Here is a 13,342-nt window from a genome sequence, read left to right on the forward strand (position 1 = left end):
GCAGACGCTACCTTGTGCGTCCGGGAGGATGCGGTATAACCGGGTCCGGTCAGACGCACGCAAAGATTAACTGAAAACAAGTTAACTGGGAGCCCAGAATGTCCAGCGACCTCGATTCCTTGGCGCTCGAATACCACCGCAAGCCGAAGCCGGGTAAGCTGGAGATTGTCGCCACCAAGGCGATGGCGAACCAGCGCGACCTGGCGCTGGCCTATTCGCCGGGCGTGGCCGCCGCGTGCATGGCGATCCACGGCGACCCATCGCTGTCGGCTGAGCTGACCACCCGCGCCAATCTCGTGGCGGTGGTGACCAACGGCACCGCGGTGCTGGGCCTGGGCAACATCGGCCCGATGGCGGCCAAGCCGGTGATGGAGGGCAAGGCCGTCCTCTTCAAGAAGTTCGCGGGCATCGACTGCTTCGACATCGAGCTGAATGAGCTGGACGTCGACGGGCTGGTCGACACCATCTGCCGGATGGAGCCGACCTTCGGCGCCATCAACCTCGAGGACATCGCCGCCCCCGCCTGCTTCGAGGTGGAGCGCCGCTGCCGCGAGCGCATGAAGATCCCGGTCTTCCACGACGACCAGCACGGCACCGCCATCGTGGTGGGGGCGGCCGTGCTGAACGGCCTGAAGCTGGTCGGCAAGGACATCTCCAAGATCAAGGTGGTCTCCACCGGCGGCGGCGCCGCCGGCATCGCATGCCTGGACCTGATGGTCAGCCTGGGCCTGAAGCGCGAGAACGTCTGGCTTGTCGATAAGGTCGGCCTGGTGCACAAGGGCCGCAACGAGGAGATGAACCCCTTCAAGGACGCCTACGCGCAGGAGACCGACAAGCGCACGCTGGACGAGGTGATCGACGGCGCCGACCTGTTCCTCGGTCTGTCCGGCCCGCGGGTGCTGACGCCGGATATGCTCAAGCGCATGGCCGACAAGCCGGTCATCATGGCGCTGGCCAACCCCGAGCCGGAGATCATGCCGGACCTCGCGCGCCAAGCGCGGCCGGACGCCATCATCGCCACCGGGCGCTCGGACTTCCCGAACCAGGTCAACAACGTCCTCTGCTTCCCCTTCATCTTCCGCGGCGCGCTCGACGTCGGCGCGACGACCATCAACGAGGAGATGAAGATCGCCGCCACCCACGCCATGGCCGGGCTGGCGCAGGCCGAGCCGTCGGACGTGGTGGCCGCCGCCTACCTCGGCGAGGAGCTGCGCTTCGGCCCCGACTACATCCTGCCCAAGCCGTTCGACCCGCGCCTGATCATCGAGATCTCCTCGGCGGTCGCCAGGGCCGCCATGGAAACCGGCGTGGCGACGCGCCCCATCGCCGACTTCCGCGCCTACCGTGACCAGCTGGGCCAGTACGTGTTCCGCTCCGGCCTCGTCATGAAGCCGATGATGGACCGCGCCAAGCAGGCGCCCAAGCGCGTCGTCTACGCCGAAGGCGAGGACCAGCGCGTGCTGCGCGCCGCGCAGAGCGCGGTGGACGAGGGCATCGCGCAGCCGGTCCTGCTCGGCCGGCTCGAGGCGATCGAGCGCAGCATCAAGGAACTGGGCCTGCGCCTGAAGCCGGGCGTGAACGTCGAGGTCATCGAGGTCCTCCGCGACCTGCGCTACCACAACTACGCCGAGATCTACCGGAAGATGATGGGCCGGCGCGGCGTGTCGCCGGCGCACGCCATGAACGTGGTGCGCACCCAGCCGGCGGTGTTCGGCGCGCTGATGGTCAAGCGCGGCGAGGCGGACGCGCTGATCTGCGGCACGTCGGGGCGCTACAACGAGTACTACCAGCACATCATGGACGTGATCGGCCTGCGCAAGGGCGTGAACGTCGGCGCGACCATGAACCTGCTGATCCTGACCAAGGGCACCTACTTCCTCTGCGACACCTACGTGAACCCCGACCCCAGCGCCGAGCAGGTGGCGGAGATCGCGCGGCTGGCGGCGGAGGAGGTGCGGCGCTTCGGCATCGAGCCGAAGGTGGCGCTGCTCTCGCACTCCAACTTCGGCAGCGCCGACACGCCGAGCGCGCGCAAGATGCGGCTGGCCTACCAGCTGATCGAGCGCGAGATGCCGGACCTGGAGGTGGACGGCGAGATGCACGCCGACGCTGCGCTGTCGGAGGCGATCCGCAAGGGTGTGTTGCCCGACTCGCGGCTGAAGGGCGAGGCGAACCTGCTGGTGATGCCGACGCTGGACGCCGCCAACATCGCCTTCAACATGCTGAAGATCCTGGGCGACGCGCAGAACGTCGGGCCGATGCTGCTGGGCGCCGCGCGCCCGGTGCACATCGTGACGCCGTCGATCACCGTGCGCGGGCTGCTCAACATGACGGCGATCGCCGTGGTGGACGCCCAGCTCGCCGCCCCGGTCAACGCCGCCCCGAGCCCGCCGGCGATGGTGGCGGAGTGATGACACCCTCCCCTGCCTCCGGCGGGGGAGGGAAGGGGCCCGCGAAGCGGGAAGGGAGGGGCGGCCGTTCCAAAAGGCCGCTGCCCCCTCCTAACCTCCCCCAGCGGGGCTGGGGGAGGGACTATTACGCTCTCACCACCCCGCGACCACGGCGCCCTTGAACTTGTCGAGGACGAACTGCTTCACCTCGGGCGTGTGGTAGGAGTTGACCAGCGTGGCGACCCACGGCTTGTCCTTGTCTGCCTTCCGCACGGCGATGATGTTGGTGTAGGGGCTCTCGGCGCTTTCCTTGGCGATGGTGTCCTTGTTGGGATCCAGGCCGGCCTCGATGGCGTAGTTGGTGTTCACCGCCGCGGCGTCCACGTCGTCCAGTGAGCGCGGCAGCTGCGCCGCGTCCAACTCGAGGAGCTGGAGCTTCTTCGGGTTCTCCTTGACGTCCACCGGAGAGGCCTTCAGCCCGGCGCCGTCGCGCAGCTTGATCAGCCCCTGCGCCTGCAGCAACAGCAGGGCGCGGCCGCCGTTGGTCGGGTCGTTCGGCACGGCGATCTTGGCGCCGTCCTTCAGCTCGCCCAGCGCCTTCACCTTCTTCGAGTAGATGCCCATCGGGAAGACCACCGTCTTGCCGACATTGACGATCTCGTAGCCGCGATCCTTCACCTGGTTGTCCAGGTACGGCTCGTGCTGGAACGAGTTGGCCTGCAGGTCGCCCTGCGACAGCGCCTGGTTCGGGATCACGTAGTCGGTGAACTCGATGATCTGGATCTCCAGCCCCTGCTTGGCGGCGATGGGCTTCACCTGCTCCAGGATCTGGGCGTGCGGGCCGGCGGAGACGCCGACCTTGATGGTTTCGGCCGACGCCGAACCGGCCACGAGGGCCGCGGCGCCGAACACGGCGGCGAGCAGGCGGGTGCGCAACATGTCTCTCACTCCTTGCGTTTACAGTTTCTTGTTGGTCCCGCCCCTTCTTCGGCCGTCATCCCCGCGAAGGCGGGGATCCATGTTCCCGATGAGGGGACGCGCTGCGGAGCATGGATCCCCGCCTTCGCGGGGATGACGGTGAAAGAACGGGTGGGAATCAGGCTTTCAGGTTCCGCTTGTTGAAGCGGCGGGCCAGCAGGTCGCCGGCCGACTGGACGATCTGCACCAGCACCACCAGTACCACGACCACCGCCAGCATCACCTCCGGCAGGAAGCGCTGGTAGCCGTAGCGGATGCCCAGATCGCCCAGCCCGCCGCCGCCCACCGCGCCGACCATGGCCGAATAGCCGATCAGGCTCACCGCCGCCAGCGTCAGGCCCAGCGTGATCGACGACAGCGCCTCGGGCAGCAGGACCTTGCGGATGATCTGGAACGGCGTGGCGCCCATGGCCTGGGCCGCCTCGATCAGGCCGCGGTCGACCTCGCGCACCGAGCCCTCGACGATGCGGGCGATGAAGGGGATGGCGGCGACGGTCAGCGGCACGATGGCCGCTGAGGTGCCGATGGAGGTGCCGGCGATCAGCCGGGTGAACGGGATGATCGCCACCACCAGGATGATGAAGGGCGTCGAACGCGTGACGTTCACCACCGCGCCGAAGACGCGGTTGAAGGTCAGGCTCTGCAGCAGCTCGCCCTTGCCGGTGACGGCCAGGGCCACGCCGATGGGCAGGCCGATCAGCGTGCCCAGCAACCCCGACACCGCCACCATGTGCAGCGTGTCGAGCGTCGCCTTAAACAGCAACGCGATGATTTCCGGGGACAGCATGGCCGAGCACCTCGACTCCGAGATTGTTGACTTTGAGCAGGCTGACCGCCGCCTCGATGGCGTTCGGCGGCCCGACGACCTCGACCACCAGCGTGCCGAACGGCGCGCCCTGGATCTCGTCGATCTGGCCGTGCCAGATGTTCAGGTCGATGTTGAACTTGCGGCTCAGCAGGCTGATGACCGGGGAGGTCGCGCGCTCGCCGGTGAAGGTGATGCGCAGGACGGGGTTGCTCTCCGCCGCCGGTTGCGGTATCAGGCGGTCCTTCAGGCTGTCCGGCAGGCCGCGGTTGATGACCGGATCGACGAAGCTGCGCGTCACCTCGCTCTGCGGGTGCGCGAAGATGTCGAACACCGGCCCGCTCTCGATCACCCGCCCGTCGTCCAGCACCGCCACCTTGTGGCAGATTTCCTTGATCACCCCGATCTCGTGCGTGATCAGCACGATGGTCAGGCCGAGGCGGCGGTTGATGTCGGCCAGCAGGTGCAAGATCTGCTCGGTGGTCTCCGGATCCAGGGCCGAGGTCGCCTCGTCCGACAGCAGTACCTTGGGCTTGGAGGCCAGCGCGCGGGCGATGCCGACGCGCTGCTTCTGGCCGCCCGACAGCTCCGCCGGGTAGCGGTCGCGCTTGTCGGACAGGCCGACGAGGTCGAGCAGCGGCTCCACCGCCTCCCTGATCTGCGCCTTCGGCACCCCGGCCAGCTCCAGCGGCAGCGCCACGTTGTCGTACACGGTGCGCGAGGACAGCAGGTTGAAGTGCTGGAAGATCATGCCGATGGAGTGCCGCGCCTCGCGCAGCTGCGCCGGCTTCAGCGCCGTCATCTCGACGCCGTCCACCCACACCTTGCCCCGGGTGGGCGTCTCCAACAGGTTGATGGTGCGCAGCAGCGTGCTCTTGCCGGCGCCCGAGCGGCCGATGACTCCGAAGATCTCGCCCTTCTCGATGGTCAGGCTGGTGTCGGCCAGCGCGGTGACGGCGCCGCCGCCGCCGCGGGCCGGGTAGGTCTTCTCGATGTGCTCTAGCGTGATCATGCCGGTGCTCTCTGGCCCGCGAACGAGTGGGCTTTTCTAGAGGCGGCGCGGTGGTGATACCAGTGCTTTGCGCGAGGATCTGGTGCCAGCACCGCGCCGGTCTGGCTTACCAGGTCGGGACGATTGTGCCATTGAAGCGCGTCAGGATGAACTGGCGCACCTCGGGCGAGCGGTACAGCTCGATAAACCGCTTGATCGCCGGATCGTCCTGCCGGTCCTTGCGCACGGCCCACACCAGATGCCACTTGGACTGGTCGTCCTCCAGCTTCAGCGCCGCCTTCGGGTCGAGCCCGGCCAGCACCGCGTAGTTCAGCGTGATGACCGAGGCGTCCACGTCGTCCAGCGAGCGCGGCAGCTGCGCGGCGTCCAGCTCGGCGAACTTGAGGTTCTTCGGGTTGGTGGCGATGTCGATGAGGCTGGTGGTCGGGCCGGTGCTCTTCAGCGTGATCAGCCCGACGTCGGACAGCAGCACCAGCGCGCGCGCCGCGTTGGTCGGGTCGTTGGGGATGGAGATGGTGGCGCCGTTCTTCACCTCCGCGACCGCCTTGGCCTTCTTGGAGTAGAGGCCCATCGGCACGACGACGCTCTTGGCGACGGAGACGATGTCGTAGCCGCGCTGCTTGATCTGGTTGTCCAGGAAGGGCTGGTGCTGGAAGTTGTTGGCGTCGATGTCGCCGGCCTGGAGCGCGGCGTTCGGCATGTTCCAGTCGGTGAACTCGATCACCTTGGCCTCCAGGCCCTCCTTGGCGGCGAGCTTGGCGGTGAAGTCGAGGATCTCGCCGTACGGGCCGGCGGAAACGCCGAGCTTCAGCGGGGCGGCGAGAGCGGAGGACGAGATCAGGCCGGCGGCCAGCACGGCCGCGGTCAGCAGGGTCTTCATTGTGCTTGGTTCCCTTGGATTTTACAGTCAGGAGGCGCGGCGGGCGCGCAGCAGCAGCTCGGCGGCGCGTTCGGCCTGGCCGACGTGGCGGAAGCGGCGGCGGTCGAGGTCCTTGAAGGCCCAGTCGGAGGCGAAGAAGGTGAATCCGCGGTTCTCGGCGACGACGATGCCGGCGGAACGGCCGTGGACTTCGATGGCGTAGGCGTGCGGCTGGGACATGGTGCAGAACTCCCCTGGGGCGCGCTCGTGGCGCGCGGTAGACCCGTGTCTGTGGGCGAAAGCGGGCGGCGTCAGCCGCGGCGACACATTCGGCGACAGAGGGTTCGCAGGGCGGGGAGGACGGCGGTGCGGGCCATGGTCATTCCGGTCTCTCCTCTTGGATCCACGACCGGCATCGTGGCGCTTTAGCGTTTGGTGACGCGGCGCAAGCTGCTGACTTCAAATTGCCGCGGGGCGCCCACGGTGGGCGTCCGGAGACTTTCCTACTCCCTTTGCGGGGAATAGGTCAAGCGATTTGTGGAATGCGTTGTGTGAAATTCCGCTATAAACAATACGGATGCGTAAATACGCTTCGCCGGTCTGACGGGCGGCCCTGGGCGAACGGTATCCCCTGCGCGCAGGACACGCAAAGAGGTGACGGCGGCGCGGAATGTGGCTATCTATCGGCGATCGGATATGCCGAGGAGAGTTCCGTTGTCCGCCGTTACCCCGCCGCAGGCCGCGGCGCCTGATGATGCACTGGTTCTGGCCCTGCCCAAGGGGCGCATCCTGAAGGAGTTGCGCCCGCTGTTGACCCATGCCGGCATCGTGCCCGAGCCGGAGTTCGACAACGAGGACAGCCGTCTCCTGCGCTTCGCCACCAACGTGCCGAATCTCAGCATCATCCGGGTGCGCTCGTTCGACGTGGCGACCTTCGTCGCCTTCGGCGCGGCGCATCTCGGCGTGGCCGGCAACGACGTGCTGATGGAGTTCGACTATCCGGAGATCTACGCGCCGCTCGATCTTGGCATCGGCGCGTGCCGGCTGTCGGTGGCCGAGCCGGTGGCGCTGAGCGAGACCGACGACCCCTCGCGCTGGAGCCACGTGCGCGTCGCCACCAAGTACCCGGAGGTCACCAAGCGCCACTTCGCCGCCCGCGGCGTGCAGGCGGAGTGCGTGAAGCTGAACGGCGCTATGGAACTGGCGCCGACGCTGGGACTGTGCCGACGCATCGTCGACCTGGTCTCCACCGGCTCGACCCTGAAGGCGAACGGGCTGAAGGAAGTCGAGCACATCGCCGACGTCACCTCGCGCCTGATCGTCAACCGCGCCGCCGTGAAGACCCGGCCCGAAGAGATCACCATGTGGATGGACAAGTTCCGGGAGGCCGTCGATGCCCGCAAGGCTTGATGCCACGGATCCCCGCTTCGAGGACGGCTTCAAGGGCCTGCTGCACGCCAAGCGCGAGGCGGCGGAAGACGTGCAGGCCATCGTGCACGGCATTCTGGAGGACGTCCGCGCCCGCGGCGACGCGGCGCTGATCGAGTACACCAACCGCTTCGACCGCCAGACCCTGACCGCCGACACGCTGCGCGTCCGCGCGCACGAGATCGAGGCGGCGCTGGCGCAGTGCGGCGCCGACACGCTGGCCGCCCTCGACACCGCAGCGGAGCGCATCGAGGCCTTCCACCGCAACCAGAAGCCCGAAGCGCTGGACTACAAGGATGCCGCCGGGGTGCGCCTGGGCGCGCGCTGGACGCCGGTGGGCGCGGTCGGGCTGTACGTGCCGGGCGGCACGGCGGCGTACCCGTCCTCGGTGCTGATGAACGCCATGCCGGCCAAGGTGGCGGGCGTCGAGCGCATCGCCATGGTGGTGCCGACGCCGGACGGCCGACTGAACCCGCTGGTGCTCGCCGCGGCGCGCCGCGCGGGCGTGACCGAGATCTATCGGGTGGGCGGCGCCCAGGCGGTGGGCGCCTTGGCCTACGGCACCGCGACCATCGCCCCGGTGGACAAGATCGTCGGCCCCGGCAACGCCTTCGTGGCGGCGGCCAAGCGGCAGGTGTACGGCGTGGTCGGCATCGACTCCATCGCCGGCCCGTCGGAGATCCTGGTGGTCGCCGACCGGCACAACGACCCGGCCTGGGTCGCCATGGACCTGCTGTCCCAGGCGGAGCACGACACCTCGGCGCAGTCGATCCTCATCACCGACGACGCGGCCTTCGCCGACGCCGTCTGCGCGGCGGTGGACAGGCACCTGGAGACGCTGCCGCGCACCGCCATCGCCGGCGAGAGCTGGCGCGAGCATGGCGCGGTGATCCTGGTACGCGACCTGACGGCCGACGCGCCAGCCCTGGTCGACCGTCTGGCGCCGGAACACCTGGAACTGGCGGTGGAGGACCCCGACGCGCTGGCCGCGACGATCCGCAACGCCGGCGCCATCTTCCTCGGCCGCCACACGCCGGAGGCCATCGGCGACTACGTCGCCGGGCCGAACCACGTGCTGCCGACCTCGCGCACGGCGCGCTTCTCGTCGGGCCTGAACGTGCTCGACTTCATGAAGCGGACGACCTTCGTGGGCTGCGACGCGGAGAGCCTGAAAGCCATCGGCCCGGCCGCGGTGACGCTGGCCCGCGCCGAGGGGCTGGACGCGCACGCGCTGTCGGTGGCGCTGCGCCTGCCGGAGGGCGGCGCGTGAACGCCCGCGCCAACCGCCGCATCGTCCACGTCACGCTGGACGAGCAGTCCGTCGTCCGGCGCAAGCCGGAGGTCGAGCACGAGCGCGCGGTCGCCATCTTCGACCTGCTGGAGGAGAACGAGTTCTGCCCGTGCGACCACATGGACGACGGGCCGTTCCATCTGCACCTGTCCATCGAGGACAACCGCCTGATCTTCGACATCCGGCGCGAGAACGATGAGGCGCTGTCCAAGGTGGCGCTGCCGCTGACGACGTTCCGCACCATCGTCAAGGACTACTTCCTGATCTGCGAGAGCTATTACAACGCCATCAAGCGTTCGACGCCCTCGCAGATCGAGGCGATCGACATGGGCCGTCGCGGCCTGCACAACGAGGGCTCGGAGCTGCTGCGCGAACGGCTGGCCGGCAAGGTCGAAATGGACCTTCAGACCGCGCGCCGGCTGTTCACGCTCATCTGCGTCCTCCACATCCGCGGCTGAGGCGGCGGATTCCGGCATGGCGGCAGCGATCCAGCCCCTCCCGGTCACCAGCGTCCTGTTCGCCTGCACCTACAACATCATCCGCTCGCCCATGGCGGCCGGCATCCTGCGCCATTTCCACGGCAACCGCCTGTTCGTCGATTCGGTCGGCGTGCGCGAGTCCGACGAGGTGGACCCCTTCGCCGTCGTGGTGATGGAGGAACTGGGGATGGACATCTCCCGGCACCGCCCGAAGACCTTCGAGGAGCTGGAGGACACCTCCTTCGACCTGATCATCTCGCTGTCGCCGGAGGCGCACCACCGCGCCCTGGAGCTGACCCGCACCATGGCCTGCGACGTGGAGTTCTGGAACACCTTCGACCCCACCCTGGTCGAGGGCAACCGCGAGGCCATGCTGGAGGCTTACCGCAAGGTGCGCGACGGCCTGATGGAGCGGGTGAAGGACCGCTTCCCGACGCAGCGCGGGCCGATGGTGTAGTCCCCACCTTTCCACGCCTGCGGCGTGAGCCCCTTCCTCCCCGGCGGGGCTGGGGGAGGGGGTATTGGCGCGTGATAACGCAGTGACCCGCCGCTCCCGCCCGTCGCTGAAATCAGGACATTGTTAACCAGCCGTGCTATCAATGGAGGTAGGTCCATGGAGCAGGCGGTGCCGGTCGTCCGGCATCGGAAACGCATGAAGGTCGCGCAGCCAACCGTCGCACCGATTCCCGAGCGCAAGCCGGAGCCGCCGGCCACCGCCGGCGCGTCCAGCGGTGCGTTCCAGGCCGCGCTGGCCGACCTGAAGGCCGTCGGCGCGCAGAAGGCGCAGACGCTCTCCACCATGCGCCCCACCGTTCCGCTCATCGAGACCTCCACCGCCGATGCCGGCCGAATCGTGCAGGCGAGCCGCAGCGTCGCCGGTCTGTCCGGGCACAGCTACGCCGCCATCCTTGCCCAGGCGACGCAGGAGAGCGGGCTGGACGCCGCCGCCAAGAACCGCACCAGCTCGGCCGCCGGGCCGTTCCAGTTCCTCGAGCGCACGTGGCTCGACCTGTTCCGCCGGCACGGTTCCGCCTACGGGCTGGGCGACCTCGCCCGGCAGATCGACAGCCGCAACGGCATCCCGTCGGTCAAGAGCGCGGCGGTGCGCAAGCAGATCCTCGACCTGCGGCACGACGTCGACATCTCCGCCGGCATGGCCGGCCGTTATTTGTCCGAAGGGCGGGAACGGTTGGAGAAGCGCCTGAAGCGCCCGGTGACCGAGGCCGAGAGCCGCATTGCCTACGTCATGGGCGTTGGCGGCGCTGCCAAGCTGATCCGCACCGCCGAGGTGTCGCCCGGTGCCCAGGCGGCGGAGCTGCTGCCCGGCGCCGCCAAGGCCAACAAGAACCTGTTCTATGACCGCGCCAGCGGCCGCGCGCTGAGCGCCCAGGAGACTGTGGCGCGCCTGACCGACCGCATGGAGAATCAGCAGCGCGCCATGTTCGCCGCCATCACCCAGCCGGAGGCGCGGCGTCAGTTGCTCGACGGCGGCGCCAATTCGCCGCTCGGCTCATTCCGGACCACCGATTCGGGCGAGGTGCCGGACGACGAACCGCTGGGTTGACGGTTCGGCGCGCGCAAAATATCACTCTCTGCGCAGTTCAAGCATGCGCGGGCGGTAATCCCCCTTGACCCGGAGCCCCGGGAGGGTCAGTTATTGCCGCAAAACCAAAGTGGACTAAAGGGCATATGGCCAAGGAAGATCTGATCGAGTTCTCCGGCACGGTGGTCGAACTGCTGCCGAACGCGATGTTCCGGGTGAAGCTGGACAACGACCACGAAGTGCTGGCGCACACCTCGGGCAAGATGCGCAAGAACCGCATCCGCGTGCTGGCGGGCGACCGCGTGAACGTGGAGATGACGCCCTACGATCTGACCAAGGGTCGGATCACCTTCCGTTTCAAGTAAGCCCTCGGGCTCACGGGTTCTTCGCATGCAGGTGCAGCGCCCGGCGCAACGGTTCGTCCTCGCGTCGGCTTCGCCGCGCCGGCTCGACCTGCTGCGCCAGCTCGGCCTCGTCCCCGACGCGGTGGACCCGGCCGACATCGACGAATCGCCGCTTCCCCGCGAACTGCCGCCGCAGCACGCCGCCCGCCTGGCGCTGGCCAAGGCGCGTGCGGTGGCGGAACGCCATCCCGATGCCGTCGTGCTGGCCGCCGACACCGTGGTCGCCTGCGGCCGCCGCATCCTCCCCAAGGCCGAGACCGAGTCGCAGGCCCGATCCTGCCTGGGCCTGCTGAGCGGCCGGCGCCACCGCGTGCTGGGCGGCGTGGCGCTGCTCGCCCCCGGCGCGGAGCGGCCCATCGAACGCCTCGTCCGCACCGACGTCACCTTCAAGCCACTGTCGCACGAGGAGACCGAGTCCTACATCGCCTCCGGCGAATGGCACGGCAAAGCCGGCGGCTACGCCATCCAGGGGCGGGCGGCGGCGTATGTGCGGTGGATCGGCGGCTCCTACTCCAACGTCGTCGGGCTGCCGCTGTTCGAGGTGGCCGGCATGCTGCGCGGCGCCGGCTTCCCGCTGCCCTGAGGATGACGCGATGAGCGCCCGCGAGATCCTGGTTGACCGGGATGGGCCGCTGACGCGGGCGGCGGTGCTGACCGGCGGCCGGCTCAGCGACCTTTACATCGACAACGCCGAGAGGCCGTCACTGCTCGGCTCCATTTTCCTGGGCCGGGTCGAGCGCATCGCCACCGGCCTGGATGCCGCCTTCATCGACCTCGGTGCCGGCAAGCCCGGCCTGCTCGGCGTCGCCGATGCGCGTGGGCCGAAAGGGCGCATCGAGCGCATCGGCACGCTGCTGCGCACCGGGCAATCCGTATTGGTGCAGGTGAAGGCCGACGCGGTCGGCGCCAAGGGGCCGACGCTGACCATGGACGTCACGCTGCCCGGCCGCTTCCTGGTGCACGCACCGCTGGGGCGTGGCATCGCGGTATCGAAGCGCCTCGCCCAGGGGGCGGCCAAGGCCGACTTGGTGCGGCGGCTGGAGGCCGTGGTGCTGGGTGAGGGCTGGATCGCCCGCTCCGGCGCCGCCACCACCGATCCGGACCTGCTGGCGCAGGAGGCCGAAGCGCTGGTGCTGGCGTGGCGCGCCGTGCAGGCGCAGGCCGCCGGCCCGGCGCCCGCCCTGTTGCGTCTCGGCCCCGATGCCGCCCAGCGCGCCCTGATCGAGCACGGCACCCCGTTGCGGATCGCTGCGCAGGGGAAGGACCTCGCGGATGCCGTGGCGGCGTGGTGCGCCGAGTTCGCCCCCGACCTCGCCGGCCGCGTCGAGGCGTATACCGCCACACCAGGCTTGTTCGAGATGAGCGACCTCGATTCGGAGATCGATACGCTGCTTGGCATGCGGGTGCCGCTGTCGGCCGGCGGCTCGCTGGTGATCGAGCGGACCGAGGCGCTGACCGTGGTGGACGTCAACGCCGGCGAGCGCGGCAACGCGCTGGACGCCAACCTGGAGGCGGCGCGCGAGATTGCCCGTCAGTTGCGGCTGCGCAACGTCGGCGGCATCGTGGTGGTGGATTTCGTCAACATGAAGGGCCGCGGCGAGGCGGAGCGTCTGCTGGCCGCGCTGTCGGCGGCGGTGGCCGACGACCCGGCGCAGACCCAGGTCTACGGGCTGTCCAAGCTGGGACTGGTGGAGATGACGCGGGCGCGGCGGGGCACGGCGCTGGTCGACCTGCTGCCCCCCGATTCACGAGGAGGAAACCCATGACAGAGCGCGCTTCCGACACCGGGGCCTGCCCGATCTGCGGCAAGCCGACGGCGGCCGCGTACCGTCCGTTCTGCTCGAAGCGCTGCGCCGACGTGGACCTGTCGCGCTGGCTGGGCGGCGTCTATCGGGTGGAGACCGAGGAGAGTCCCGACTCCCCGAAAAAAGATGAGGAGTAGCGAAAAAACATCGCGTTAGGGGCTGGACAGCCTCCGCGATTTTGCCTATAAGCGCCCCACCCCGGCGGGACGCGGAGCACCATCTCCGGAAGCAACGACCGCCACGGCGCCCAGGTAGCTCAGCTGGTAGAGCAGGGGACTGAAAATCCCCGTGTCGGCGGTTCGATTCCGTCCCTGGGCACCACTTACTTTTCAAGCGCTTAGCCATCCC

At 68.8% G+C, this 13,342-nt stretch carries 15 protein-coding genes and 1 tRNA gene; 11 read left to right on the forward strand and 5 right to left on the reverse strand.

From position 1 onward, the window contains the following. Window positions 1–98 precede the first annotated feature (98 nt). Window positions 99–2,411 carry an NADP-dependent malic enzyme gene (locus TSO221_RS20615; protein ID WP_109120401.1) on the forward strand — a complete coding sequence of 771 codons (2,313 nt, stop codon included), beginning with the start codon at window positions 99–101 and terminating at the stop codon, window positions 2,409–2,411. Window positions 2,412–2,543: 132 nt separating this feature from the next. Here the strand turns inward: TSO221_RS20615 and TSO221_RS20620 are convergent, their stop codons facing one another. The 5 genes from TSO221_RS20620 to TSO221_RS20640 all read right to left on the reverse strand — a co-directional run bounded on the left by TSO221_RS20620 (window position 2,544) and on the right by TSO221_RS20640 (window position 6,284). After that, window positions 2,544–3,329: a MetQ/NlpA family ABC transporter substrate-binding protein gene (locus TSO221_RS20620; protein ID WP_109120402.1), complete on the reverse strand. Its 786-nt coding sequence runs from the start codon at window positions 3,327–3,329 to the stop codon at window positions 2,544–2,546. A 157-nt stretch (window positions 3,330–3,486) separates the two neighbouring features. Further along, complete coding sequence (locus TSO221_RS20625) at window positions 3,487–4,155, reverse strand: methionine ABC transporter permease (RefSeq protein ID WP_199229552.1); 669 nt, start codon at window positions 4,153–4,155, stop codon at window positions 3,487–3,489. Next, a complete protein-coding gene (locus tag TSO221_RS20630) occupies window positions 4,121–5,185 on the reverse strand; it encodes a methionine ABC transporter ATP-binding protein (protein ID WP_109120403.1) in 1,065 nt (354 codons plus the stop codon). The genes TSO221_RS20625 and TSO221_RS20630 overlap by 35 nt, the downstream gene beginning before the upstream one ends. A 106-nt stretch (window positions 5,186–5,291) precedes the next feature. After that, on the reverse strand, window positions 5,292–6,065 hold the full coding sequence (locus TSO221_RS20635) for a MetQ/NlpA family ABC transporter substrate-binding protein (RefSeq protein ID WP_109120404.1): 774 nt from the start codon (window positions 6,063–6,065) through the stop codon (window positions 5,292–5,294). Window positions 6,066–6,092: 27 nt separating this feature from the next. Further along, complete coding sequence (locus TSO221_RS20640) at window positions 6,093–6,284, reverse strand: hypothetical protein (RefSeq protein WP_109120405.1); 192 nt, start codon at window positions 6,282–6,284, stop codon at window positions 6,093–6,095. Between the two features lie 474 nt (window positions 6,285–6,758). Here TSO221_RS20640 and hisG point away from each other — a divergent pair, with 474 nt between their 5' ends. The 10 genes from hisG (at window position 6,759) to TSO221_RS20690 (ending at window position 13,315) form a co-directional block, all read left to right on the forward strand. After that, window positions 6,759–7,454 carry an ATP phosphoribosyltransferase gene (gene hisG / locus TSO221_RS20645; protein WP_247878155.1) on the forward strand — a complete coding sequence of 232 codons (696 nt, stop codon included), beginning with the start codon at window positions 6,759–6,761 and terminating at the stop codon, window positions 7,452–7,454. Further along, window positions 7,438–8,742 carry a histidinol dehydrogenase gene (gene hisD, locus TSO221_RS20650; RefSeq protein ID WP_109120407.1) on the forward strand — a complete coding sequence of 435 codons (1,305 nt, stop codon included), beginning with the start codon at window positions 7,438–7,440 and terminating at the stop codon, window positions 8,740–8,742. Before hisG ends, hisD begins: the two co-directional genes overlap by 17 nt. Next, window positions 8,739–9,221 carry a UPF0262 family protein gene (locus tag TSO221_RS20655; RefSeq protein ID WP_109120408.1) on the forward strand — a complete coding sequence of 161 codons (483 nt, stop codon included), beginning with the start codon at window positions 8,739–8,741 and terminating at the stop codon, window positions 9,219–9,221. The genes hisD and TSO221_RS20655 overlap by 4 nt, the downstream gene beginning before the upstream one ends. Before the next feature lie 16 nt (window positions 9,222–9,237). Further along, window positions 9,238–9,699, forward strand: coding sequence for an arsenate reductase ArsC (locus TSO221_RS20660; protein WP_109120409.1), 462 nt, complete (start codon window positions 9,238–9,240; stop codon window positions 9,697–9,699). Window positions 9,700–9,855: 156 nt separating this feature from the next. Further along, on the forward strand, window positions 9,856–10,806 hold the full coding sequence (locus TSO221_RS20665) for a lytic transglycosylase domain-containing protein (protein ID WP_109120410.1): 951 nt from the start codon (window positions 9,856–9,858) through the stop codon (window positions 10,804–10,806). Window positions 10,807–10,931: 125 nt separating this feature from the next. Then, window positions 10,932–11,150, forward strand: a complete 219-nt coding sequence (infA, locus tag TSO221_RS20670) for a translation initiation factor IF-1 (RefSeq protein ID WP_012977999.1) — start codon at window positions 10,932–10,934, stop codon at window positions 11,148–11,150. 25 nt (window positions 11,151–11,175) lie between these two features. Continuing rightward, on the forward strand, window positions 11,176–11,772 hold the full coding sequence (locus TSO221_RS20675; protein WP_109120411.1) for a Maf family protein: 597 nt from the start codon (window positions 11,176–11,178) through the stop codon (window positions 11,770–11,772). A 10-nt stretch (window positions 11,773–11,782) separates the two neighbouring features. Further along, complete coding sequence (locus TSO221_RS20680) at window positions 11,783–12,955, forward strand: ribonuclease E/G (RefSeq protein WP_109120412.1); 1,173 nt, start codon at window positions 11,783–11,785, stop codon at window positions 12,953–12,955. Continuing rightward, window positions 12,952–13,131 (forward strand): DNA gyrase inhibitor YacG, encoded by a 180-nt coding sequence (yacG, locus tag TSO221_RS20685; RefSeq protein WP_109120413.1) that lies wholly within the window; start codon window positions 12,952–12,954, stop codon window positions 13,129–13,131. Before TSO221_RS20680 ends, yacG begins: the two co-directional genes overlap by 4 nt. A 108-nt stretch (window positions 13,132–13,239) precedes the next feature. Beyond that, window positions 13,240–13,315 (forward strand) — tRNA-Phe (locus TSO221_RS20690). Window positions 13,316–13,342: the final 27 nt, after the last annotated feature.

Source organism: Azospirillum sp. TSO22-1, from assembly GCF_003116015.1.
In the GTDB taxonomy this organism is placed as follows: domain Bacteria; phylum Pseudomonadota; class Alphaproteobacteria; order Azospirillales; family Azospirillaceae; genus Azospirillum.

Bases quoted from the DNA above. Each gene is read 5' to 3' on its own strand.
- TSO221_RS20615 (WP_109120401.1), top strand. From the start codon at position 99: ATGTCCAGCGACCTCGATTCCTTGGCGCTCGAATACCACCGCAAGCCG.
- TSO221_RS20620 (WP_109120402.1), bottom strand. From the start codon at position 3,329: ATGTTGCGCACCCGCCTGCTCGCCGCCGTGTTCGGCGCCGCGGCCCTC.
- TSO221_RS20625 (WP_199229552.1), bottom strand. From the start codon at position 4,155: ATGCTGTCCCCGGAAATCATCGCGTTGCTGTTTAAGGCGACGCTCGAC.
- TSO221_RS20630 (WP_109120403.1), bottom strand. From the start codon at position 5,185: ATGATCACGCTAGAGCACATCGAGAAGACCTACCCGGCCCGCGGCGGC.
- TSO221_RS20635 (WP_109120404.1), bottom strand. From the start codon at position 6,065: ATGAAGACCCTGCTGACCGCGGCCGTGCTGGCCGCCGGCCTGATCTCG.
- TSO221_RS20640 (WP_109120405.1), bottom strand. From the start codon at position 6,284: ATGTCCCAGCCGCACGCCTACGCCATCGAAGTCCACGGCCGTTCCGCC.
- hisD (WP_109120407.1), top strand. From the start codon at position 7,438: ATGCCCGCAAGGCTTGATGCCACGGATCCCCGCTTCGAGGACGGCTTC.
- TSO221_RS20660 (WP_109120409.1), top strand. From the start codon at position 9,238: ATGGCGGCAGCGATCCAGCCCCTCCCGGTCACCAGCGTCCTGTTCGCC.
- TSO221_RS20665 (WP_109120410.1), top strand. From the start codon at position 9,856: ATGGAGCAGGCGGTGCCGGTCGTCCGGCATCGGAAACGCATGAAGGTC.
- infA (WP_012977999.1), top strand. From the start codon at position 10,932: ATGGCCAAGGAAGATCTGATCGAGTTCTCCGGCACGGTGGTCGAACTG.
- TSO221_RS20675 (WP_109120411.1), top strand. From the start codon at position 11,176: ATGCAGGTGCAGCGCCCGGCGCAACGGTTCGTCCTCGCGTCGGCTTCG.
- TSO221_RS20680 (WP_109120412.1), top strand. From the start codon at position 11,783: ATGAGCGCCCGCGAGATCCTGGTTGACCGGGATGGGCCGCTGACGCGG.
- yacG (WP_109120413.1), top strand. From the start codon at position 12,952: ATGACAGAGCGCGCTTCCGACACCGGGGCCTGCCCGATCTGCGGCAAG.